This window comes from Solicola agrisoli, from assembly GCF_049059935.1.
In the GTDB taxonomy this organism is placed as follows: domain Bacteria; phylum Actinomycetota; class Actinomycetes; order Propionibacteriales; family Nocardioidaceae; genus JAURVT01.
Genome location: NZ_JBMGQR010000113.1, coordinates 1 through 8,748, shown reverse-complemented (window position 1 = coordinate 8,748; position 8,748 = coordinate 1). Strand labels below are relative to the sequence as shown.

General features: G+C 73.9%; 7 protein-coding genes. 3 read left to right on the top strand and 4 right to left on the bottom strand.

Features of this window, described 5'->3' with window-relative positions:
* Positions 1 to 278 (top strand): acylphosphatase (locus tag ACI6PP_RS22110; protein WP_421113887.1); only part of this gene is annotated, 278 nt, incomplete at its 5' end.
* A 3-nt stretch (positions 279 to 281) separates the two neighbouring features.
* Here ACI6PP_RS22110 and ACI6PP_RS22105 read toward each other — a convergent pair.
* Entirely contained in the window at positions 282 to 1,280 is a 999-nt protein-coding gene (locus tag ACI6PP_RS22105) for an agmatine deiminase family protein (RefSeq protein ID WP_421113886.1), read from the bottom strand.
* Positions 1,277 to 2,203, bottom strand: a complete 927-nt coding sequence (locus ACI6PP_RS22100) for a nitrilase-related carbon-nitrogen hydrolase (protein WP_421113885.1) — start codon at positions 2,201 to 2,203, stop codon at positions 1,277 to 1,279. The genes ACI6PP_RS22105 and ACI6PP_RS22100 overlap by 4 nt, the downstream gene beginning before the upstream one ends.
* Positions 2,204 to 2,294: 91 nt before the next feature.
* On the opposite strand from ACI6PP_RS22100, the gene ACI6PP_RS22095 reads away from it, so the two are divergent.
* Complete coding sequence (locus ACI6PP_RS22095; protein WP_421113884.1) at positions 2,295 to 2,897, top strand: TetR/AcrR family transcriptional regulator; 603 nt, start codon at positions 2,295 to 2,297, stop codon at positions 2,895 to 2,897.
* 3 nt (positions 2,898 to 2,900) lie between these two features.
* Here the strand turns inward: ACI6PP_RS22095 and ACI6PP_RS22090 are convergent, their stop codons facing one another.
* Together ACI6PP_RS22090 and ACI6PP_RS22085 are read right to left on the bottom strand one after the other, a co-directional pair.
* On the bottom strand, positions 2,901 to 6,236 hold the full coding sequence (locus ACI6PP_RS22090; protein ID WP_421113883.1) for a DEAD/DEAH box helicase: 3,336 nt from the start codon (positions 6,234 to 6,236) through the stop codon (positions 2,901 to 2,903).
* Between the two features lie 121 nt (positions 6,237 to 6,357).
* The gene (locus ACI6PP_RS22085) at positions 6,358 to 6,735 is read right to left on the bottom strand and encodes a PH domain-containing protein (RefSeq protein ID WP_421113882.1); all 378 of its coding nucleotides are present in this window, start codon (positions 6,733 to 6,735) and stop codon (positions 6,358 to 6,360) included.
* A 204-nt stretch (positions 6,736 to 6,939) separates the two neighbouring features.
* On the opposite strand from ACI6PP_RS22085, the gene ACI6PP_RS22080 reads away from it, so the two are divergent.
* Positions 6,940 to 8,748: TM0106 family RecB-like putative nuclease (locus ACI6PP_RS22080; protein ID WP_421113881.1), on the top strand; the 1,809-nt coding region annotated here is incomplete at its 3' end.

The window sequence follows — 8,748 nt, the reverse complement described above, 5'->3', positions numbered from 1 at the left end:
ACCACGACGAGACCACGGCGGTGCAGGTGCTCGTCCGCGGGCGGGTGCAGGGCGTCGGCTTCCGCTTCACCGTCGCCCAGGCGGCCGACCGCGCCGGCGTCCGCGGCTGGGTGACCAACCGCGAGGACGGCAGCGTCGGCGCGCACCTCGAGGGGCCGTCCGCGGCCGTCGAGCAGGTGCTGGACGTCGTCCGCTCCGGCCCCGCGTCCGCGCGCGTCGATGCCGCCGAGGTGCAGGCCGCGAGCCCGCAGGGACTCACCCGCTTCGAGGTGCGATGAGGCTCAGACCGCCGGCTGCTGCTGGGTGATGCAGTGGATGCCGCCCCCGCGCGCGAACAGCGGGCGGGCGTCGACGCCGACGACGCGGCGGCCGGGGTAGGCGTCGGCGAGCACGCCCAGGGCCCGGTCGTCGTTCGGGTCGTCGAACGTGCACGCGACCACGCCGTCGTTGGTGACGAGGTGGTTGACGTAGCTGTAGTCCACCGGACCCTCGTCGTCGCACAGCACGGTGGGCGCGGGCAGCCGCAGCACGTCGAGGTGCTCGCCGAGCACCGCGACCACCTCGGCGCTGACGGCGTGGTCGGGGTGCGAGGCGTCCTGCTGGTCGTGCACGAGCGCGACGCCCGGCGACGGCAGGCAGGCGACGATGTCGACGTGCCCGCGGGTGCCGAACGTGTCGTAGTCGCGGGTGAGGCCGCGCGGCACCCAGATCACCTCGGACGCCCCCAGCGTCCGCGCGAGCTCGGCCTCGACCTCCTCGCGCGTCCAGCCGGGGTTGCGGCGCTCGTCGAGCTGCACGGTCCGCGTGACGAGGACGGTGCCGCGCCCGTCGACGTGGATCGCCCCGCCCTCGTTGACCAGCGAGCTGGGCACCAGCTCGGCGCCCGCCAGCGCGGCGACCCGGCGTCCGACGGCGGCGTCGTGCTCCCAGCGCGCCCACTCCTGCTGGCCCCACCCGTTGAACACCCAGTCGACGGCGCCGAGGCGTCCGTCGTCACCCACGACGAAGGTGGGGCCGATGTCACGCATCCAGGCGTCGTCGAGCGGGGCGACGTGCAGCTCGACCTCGGACGACAGCCAGGACCGGGCGACGTCCTCGGCGAGCGGGTCGACGACCATCGCGACCGGCTCGAACCCGGCCACCGCGTGCGCGACCGCGGCCCAGGTGGCGCGGGCCTCGTCGGCGTCCGCGGCGGTCTCGCCCAGCGTGTAGCCGCTGCTCGGCCAGGCCATCCAGGTGCGCGTGTGGGGCGCGGTCTCGGCCGGCATCGCCCACGTCATCGGGTCAGTGCTCCGTAGGTGTCGGGACGGCGGGTGGCCAGGAACGGGAAGAGGGTGAGCCAGTCGCGGCGCTGGTCGAGGTCGAGGTCGGCCACCAGCACGACCTCCTCGTCGCGCGGTGCCTCCACGAGCACCCTGCCGTAGGGGTCGACGACGAAGGACGAGCCGTAGAAGTCGATCAGGCCCTCGCTGCCGGTGCGGTTGGGAACCACGGCGAACAGGCCGTTGGCGATCGCGTGCCCCACGATCACCTGGCGCCACAGCGGCGCGGTGTCGAAGTCCGGGTGGTCGGGCTCGGACCCGATCGCCGTCGGGTAGACCAGCACGTCCGCGCCGGCGAGCGCGTAGGCGCGGGCGACCTCGGGGAACCACTCGTCCCAGCACGTCGGCAGACCGAGGCGCGCGTCGTGGCCGGGCAGGTCGACCACGGGATAGGGCTCGTCGGCCGGGCCGGGCCGGAAGTAGCGGTCCTCGTGGTAGCCGGCGGTGACGGGGATGTGCAGCTTGCGGGTCCGCGCGACGAGCGACCCGTCGGGGCCGACGAGCACCGCGGTGTTCAGGCCCAGCCCGTCGTCGCCCGGCGCCTTCTCGAACAGCGAGGCGTGCACGTGGACGCCGTGACGTCGCGCCGCGGCGGCCGCGAACGACACCGTCGGGCCGGTGAGCAGGTCCTCGGCGGTGCGGGTGGCGTCGCCCTCGGGAAGCGTGTCGGCCGGGTAGCGCGACAAGGTGAGCTCGGGCAGCAGCACCAGCTGCGCGCCGGCGTCGGCGGCCTGCCCGATCGCGTCGGTGAGCACCTGCACCAGCTCGTCGGCGTCCTCGCGCCAGCGGTGCTGGACCACGCCGACCCGCAGCGGCTCGCGTCCGGCGGCATCCACCCGCGCCGGCGACTCCGGCACCGGTCCGGCCTCGATCACCCTCATGTCACCGCTCCGCTCGTCAATCGAATGTCATTCGGTTTATTGTGGGACGCAGAGAGCCGTCCGCGCAAGACCCGACCTGGAGGAGATCGTCGTGGCCCGTCCGTCCGTCCCGGTGCTGTCGGTCGACAAGATCGCCGAGGCCGCGCTCGCCGTCGTCGACTCCGGCGGCGACCTGACGATGCCCGGTCTCGCCTCGCGGCTGGGGGTGTCGGCGTCGTCGCTGTACCACCACGTCAGCGGCAAGGCCGGCGTCGTCGAGGCGATGCGCGGGCGCGTGTTCGCCGGGCTGCGGTTCGTCGCCGAGCCCGGCGAGGCGTGGGACGACGCCGCGCGACGGCTGGTGCGGCAGTACCGCGACGCGTTCGCACGGCACCCGCGCCTGATCCCGATGCTGACCGGTCACACCGTCGCCGACCCCCAGGTGCTCGCGATGTACGGCTCGCTGGCCGCGTTGCTCGAGCGCGCCGGGTTCTCCGGCGCCGACCTGCTCCACGCGATCACGCTCGTCGACAGCTTCACGATCGGCTCGGCCCTCGACGTCGCCGCGCCCGAGGACGTCTGGGACGTGACGGCGTCCGACCCGGTCTTGCGGGCGGCGGTGGAGGCCGCGCCGTCGGGCGTCGAGCGGGCCGACGAGGCGTTCGCCTTCGGGCTCGAGGCGGTGCTCGCGGGCCTGCGGGCCGTCGCGCCCTGAACGTCAGTCGGCGAACAGCCCGGCGATGTCGGACGCGCTGAGCGGCGAGGACAGCATCGCCTCGTCGTCGAGGACGCTGGTGAACAGGCTGGCCTTGCGCTCCTTGAGCTCCATCACCTTCTCCTCGATGGTGGCGGTGGCGACGAGCCGGTAGACCATGACGTGGCGCGTCTGGCCGATGCGGTGCGTGCGGTCGACGGCCTGCGCCTCGACGGCGGGGTTCCACCACGGGTCGAGGATGAAGACGTAGTCGGCCTCGGTGAGCGTGAGGCCGACGCCGCCGGCCTTGAGGCTGATCAGGAACGCGGGCGCGTCGCCGTCCTTGAAGCCCTGCACGACGGCCGGACGGTCGCGGGTGGAGCCGTCGAGGTAGGCGTGGCCGATGCCCTCGGCGTCGAGCCGGGCGCGGACGCGGGCCAGGAATCCGGTGAACTGGCTGAACACCAGCGCGCGGTGACCACCCTCGGCGACCTCCTTGAGGTGGTCGACGAGGACGTCGATCTTGGCCGACCCGACCGCCTCGTGCGCCTCGTCGAGCAGGGCGGGGTCGAGGCTGAGCTGGCGCAGCCGGGTGAGCGAGCGGAAGATCGCCATCCGGTGCTGGTCGAGGTCCTCCACCAGCCCGAGGACCTTCTGGCGCTCGCGCTGCAGGTGGGTGTCGTAGAGCCGACGGTGCCGCGGCGACAGGACGACGTCGAGCACCTGCTCCTGCTTGGGCGGGAGGTCGGCGGCGACGAGGTCCTTGGTGCGGCGCAGCATCAGCGGTCGCACGCGGCGTCGCAGGCGGGCGAGCACCTCGTGGTCGTGGCCTCGCTCGATGGGCTTGGCGACGTGGTCGGCGAAGCGTCCGGGGTGGGGGTAGAGCCCGGGGGCGGCGATCGACAGCAGCGACCACAGCTCCATCAGGTTGTTCTCCATCGGCGTGCCGGTGATGGCGAGCGTGAACGGCGCACCGAGGCGCCGGACCGCCTGGTACGTCTTGCCCTGGTGGTTCTTCACCGCCTGGGCCTCGTCGAGCACCAGCCCGGCCCACGTGACGTCCTGGTAGGCGTCGGCCTCGATGCGGAACAGCGTGTAGGAGGTGACGACGATGTCGGCACCGTGGGCCACCTCGCGGACCGACGAGCCGCGGCGGGCGTGCGACTCGGTGATCGTGCGGACGGTGAGGCCGGGCGTGAACCTGGCCGCCTCGCCCGCCCAGGTGGCGACGACGCTGGTGGGCGCGACGACGAGGAACGGGGCGTCGCTGGTGGCGCGGGAGTGGGCCATCAGCGCGAGGGTCTGCACGGTCTTGCCCAGGCCCATGTCGTCGGCCAGGATGCCGCCGAGGCCGGCCTGCCAGAGGAACGCGAGCCAGCGGAAGCCCTCGTGCTGGTACGGACGCAGCGTGGCGTGGAGGGCCTCGGGCTCGGCGACGGCGGGCAGCGACTGCAGGTCACGCAGGGCCGCGGCGGCGGTGACCCACTGCTGGGCCTGCTCGTCGACGATGCCGAGCTCGGCCAGCTCGTCCCAGGTGGTGGTGGCGTAGCGCGAGACGCGGACGCCGCCCTCGGGCTGGTCCTGGAGGTCGCCGGCCTCCTCGATCAGCCGGGCCAGGCGGGCCAGCTCGGGGCGGTCGACGTCGACGTAGACGCCGTCGTGCAGGACGATCCGCTTCTGCCCCTTGGTGAGCGCCTCGAGCAGCGTGCCGAGACCGATCGCGCGCCCCTCCACGCTGACCACGACTTGCAGGTCGAACCAGTCGGTGGGGCGGTCGTCGTCGGGCTCCATCGCGGCGAACTTGACCTCGGGGACACCGCGCGCCTCGCGGAAGGTGGGCTCGTCGCCGGTGACGTGCACCTCGACCTGCCCCGCCCGGCGCAGCGACGGCAGGACGTCGCGACCGAGGTGGAGCGCGTCGTCGCCGTGCAGCCACTGCTGGGGCAGGACTCGCGGCGGGCCGGAGGTCTCGGTGCACAGCAGCGCGACGGCGGCGTCGTCGAGCTCGAGGCCGGCGAGCAGCCGGCGCTCGGCGCGGGTGTCGCGCGACCCGCGTCCGGGCGGCGCGTCGAGGTCGTGGACGCGCTCGGAGTCGGCGTGGCCGTACCGCCACTGCCAGGCGACGTCGACCTCGTGGGCGGACTTCCACTCCACCGCCAGGCACAGGCGCGGGACGACGGGCACCGGCAGCGCCACCGACCCGTCGGCCGACGACACGGGGACGAGCCGCCGCATCCGCGGGACGTACTCCTCGAGCAGCCCGGCGCGCTCGCCCGGCGGCACCTCGAGCGTGGTGCGGCGCGACACGAACCGCTGGACGGCGACGCTGGGGCGCTGGTCGAGCTCGGCGAGCACCAGGCTCCAGGACGGGCGCGGGCCGTCGTCGTCGCGTCGCCACAGCACGGCACCGTGCGCGGGATCGCCCATGAGGTCGACGTCGTCGGCGTCGGCCCAGGTACCGTCGACGACCGCCCCGGCGCGCACGAGCGTGCCGCCGTCGGGGGTGCCGGTGAGGTCGAGCTGGAGCGCGGCGGGGGCGTCGGCGACGCGGACGGACGAGAGCTGCCCGGCCGTCACGAGCGGCAACCCGACCTCGCCGGCGCGGGCGAGCAGGCGCCACACCGAGGGGCCGAAGGTGAGCAGGTCGCGGTCGGCGGTGTCGGTGCCGTAGGCGAAGCGGGAGCCGGCGCGGAGGCTGACGAGCAGCTCGCGCAGGAGGTCGACCTGGGCCTGGTGGAACCGGCCGTAGGCGTGGTCGGCGTGGGCGATCGAGGCCCAGGTGACCGCCGAGCGCACCCACCGTCCGCGCGCGCCCTGGCTGACGGGCCGCACCCGGAGCCGTCCACGCGACTCGGCCACCGGGCCCGTCCAGCGGGCGTGACGGGCCGCGGGCGACACCCCCGCCACCAGCTCGACCTGCAGCCCGAGCCCGGTGACCGAGGGGTCGTCGACGGCGTCGGGGACCTCGTGGTCGAGGTCGTCGAGGAGCTCGCCGAGCGTGGTCTCCCAGGTGGGCCCGGACGGCCTGGCCGCGGCGCCGCCGCGGGACTCGCGGTCGCGGGCGACCAGGACGGTGGCGACGGCGTGCTTGCACGCACGGCCGACGGGGCAGGAGCAGGCGGCGTACAGCTCGATCTCGTCGCCGACCTTGGCGCCGCCGCGCACCGAGACGACGGTCTGGTAGACCGCGGTTCCGGTGCCGAGGACGGTGCCCTGCACGACCGTGCCCGACAGGTTGGTGGCCACCTCGACCTCGCGCACCCGGTCGGTCCGCGCATACTCCGCACCCCGCCTGAACGTGTCGTGCCCGACCAGCACCTGCAGCGTCGCGTCGTCCGCGAGGTCTGCCAGGGCCGCCATGCCCCCAGGCTATGCGAGCCCTCCGACACTCCCCCGCCGCCCGACGAGCGTCTCTGGATCGTGGTCGATGTCTGGATCGTGGTCGCCAGGGCGACCACGATCCAGAGATGCCTGTGCCGGCCTAGCGGCCCGCGCTCGCCACGTAGTGCGTGAGCACCGCCTGGACCTCGTAGATGTCGACGCCCTTGCCGAACTGCTTCTGGATCGGGGCAGGGTTGCCGCTGATCCAGATCTTGAGCTCGGCGTCCAGGTCGAAGCTGCCCGCCGTCTCGACCGCGAAGTGCGTGACGCTGCGGTAGAGGATCGAGTGGTACTCGATCTTCTTGCCGGTGATCCCCTGCTTGTCGACGAGGATCAGCCGCCGGTCGGTGAACAGGAACGCGTCCCGGACCAGCTGGTAGGCCGCCTGCACCGTCTCGCCGTTGCCGAGGAGCCTCTGGTACTCCTGGGTCGCCCTCTGCGGGTCGAGCTTCGATGCGTTTCCCAGCATCGCGTTCATGACACCCATCGTGTTCCCCCTGTCATCGGTTCCGCGTTGTCGACACCGTACGGGCGCGGCACGTCGACTCGTCGTCGAACGGCCAAGACTCTCGATCGTGGTCGTCATGACGACCACGATCGAGAGACCAACCACGATCCAGAGACGCTCGTCCGAAGCGTCGGCGGCCGTTGCTACGGTGACGGCCGACCCTCGGGAGACGACGTGCAGCTGCTCGACGACGTGATCGTCCACAGCCCGTCCGACCTGTCCGCGGCCGCCGTGTGCGAGTACGCGACGCTGCGCCGGCTGGACGAGCGGCTGGGGCGGGTGCCCGTCGAGAAACACCCCGCCGACCCGGTGCTCGAGCGCACCGCGGCCCTCGGCGACGCGCACGAGCAGCACGAGCTGGAGGCGTTCCTCGCGCGGTTCGGGCCGTTCGACCGCGAGGCCGGACGCGGAGTCGCGCGCCTGGGGTGGCCCGCGAGCACCACCGAGGCGCTCGTGGCCGCCCGCGACGCCACCCTCGACGCGCTGCGGGCCGGCGCCGACGTCGTCCACCAGGCCACGTTCTTCGACGGGCGGCTGCGCGGCCACGCCGACTTCCTGGTGCGCGACGACCAGGGGCGGTGGGAGGTCTGGGACACCAAGCTCGCCCGCCACTCCACGGTCGACGCGCTGCTGCAGGTGGCCGCGTACGCCGACCAGCTCGAGCGCGCCGGGTTCGCGCACGCCCCGGACGCCGTGCTGCGGCTCGGCGACCGCACCACCGCGCGCCACAGGCTGGTCGACCTCCTCCCCGTCTACCGCGACCGGCGGCACCGCCTCGAGCAGCTGCTCGACCGGCACCGGGCCGCGACGACGCCCGTCGCCTGGGACGAGCCCGGCCTGCGCGTGTGCGGCCGCTGCGACGACTGCGACGCCGAGGTCGAGCGCCGGCGCGACCTGCTGCTCGTGGCCCGCCTCCGCGGCACCCAGCGCGTGCACCTGCTCGACGCGGGCGTCGGCACCATCGACGAGCTCGCCGTCCGCGACGAGCCCGTCCCCGGCCTGACCGGCAGCGCCCTCGACGGCCTGCGCACCCAGGCCCGCCTGCAGGTGACGCAACGTCCGCCAGGAGGGCCCGAGGGCGACCCGATCGCCGAGGTCGTCGACGAGGACGCGCTGCGCGCCCTGCCCGCGCCCAGCGAGGGCGACGTGTTCTTCGACTTCGAGGGCGACCCGCTCTGGAACGGCGGCGAGGCCGACGACTGGGGGCTGGAGTACCTGTTCGGCGCCCTGACGCCCGACGGCGAGCGCGGCACGTTCCGCCCCTGGTGGGCGCACGACCGCATCGGCGAGCGCGCCGCCCTGCGCGGCTTCCTCGACTGGCTCGCCGAGCGACGCCGCCGCCATCCCGACCTGCACGTCTACCACTACGCCGACTACGAGCGCTCCGCCCTGCTGCGCCTCGCCGCCCGTCACGGCACGGGCGAGGAGGAGGTCGACGACCTCCTGCGGGCAGGCGTCCTGGTCGACCTGTACGCCACCGTCCGCGCGTCGGTCCGGGTGTCGCAGCGGTCGTACTCGATCAAGGCGCTCGAGCCGCTCTACATGGGCGACGACCTGCGCACCGGCGACGTCACCACGGCGGCCGACTCGATGGTCGTCCACCCGATGCTCCTCGACGCACGCGAGGCCGGTCTGGTCGACCAGGCCGCCGCGCTGCAGACGTCGATCGCCGACTACAACGAGTACGACTGCCTCTCCACCTGGCGCCTGCGCGACTGGCTGCTCGGCCTCGTCGACCGCGACGCCACGCCTCCCGACGTCCCGGCGACCACCGAGCCGCCCGAGTCGCGTCCCGACCCGCACGCGGAAGTCGTCGAGTGGCTCGCGATGCACACCGGGACGGCCGGCGAGCGCACCCCCGACCAGCTCGCCATCGCCGTCCTGTCCGCGTCGATCGGCTACCACCGCCGCGAGGCCAAGCCCTACTGGTGGTCGTGGTTCGAGCGGCTGCGCGCACCCGTCGAGGAGCTCGCCGCCGACGCC